Raw genomic sequence first — 438 nt, forward strand, 5'->3', positions numbered from 1 at the left:
TGTGGGCTTTGAGTGCTGTCGGACACCGTCGGCTGGGCGCGGCAGGCGCCCTGGCCGCCGCAGCGGGCGGCTGGATCTCCGGAAAGCTGCCGGCCCACGACCCCTGGGGCCTGTGGATCGACCACGGGCCCACCGTGCGGACGGCCGCCGCCGTCCTCGCCTACACCGGGCTGACCGTCCTCGTCGTCGCCTGGTGGCAGTACGGCAGAACCGCCTCCTCCGTGCGCGAGACGCTCGTCACCCTCGCCTGGTGGACGGCGCCGTTCCTGCTCGTGCCCCCGCTCTACAGCGCCGACGTCTACAGCTACATCGCCCAGGGCGCGATGGTCATCGAGGGCCACGACGTCTACAGCGTCGGCCCCTCCAGCCTGGACCCCGCCGGGATCGGCGGCGACGCGGCGGCGAGCGTCGGCAACCACTGGCGCGACACCCCGGCCC

General features: G+C 74.0%; 1 protein-coding gene. It reads left to right on the plus strand.

The window, feature by feature from the left end; genetic code table 11:
* Nucleotides 1-8: 8 nt before the first annotated feature.
* Nucleotides 9-438, plus strand: a 430-nt coding sequence (gene mptB, locus V2J85_RS40770; RefSeq protein WP_419836890.1) for a polyprenol phosphomannose-dependent alpha 1,6 mannosyltransferase MptB, incomplete at its 3' end; no start/stop codon positions are given.

The sequence above is a fragment of the Streptomyces bugieae genome (assembly GCF_036352915.1).
Taxonomy (GTDB): Bacteria; Actinomycetota; Actinomycetes; order Streptomycetales; family Streptomycetaceae; genus Streptomyces; species Streptomyces endophytica.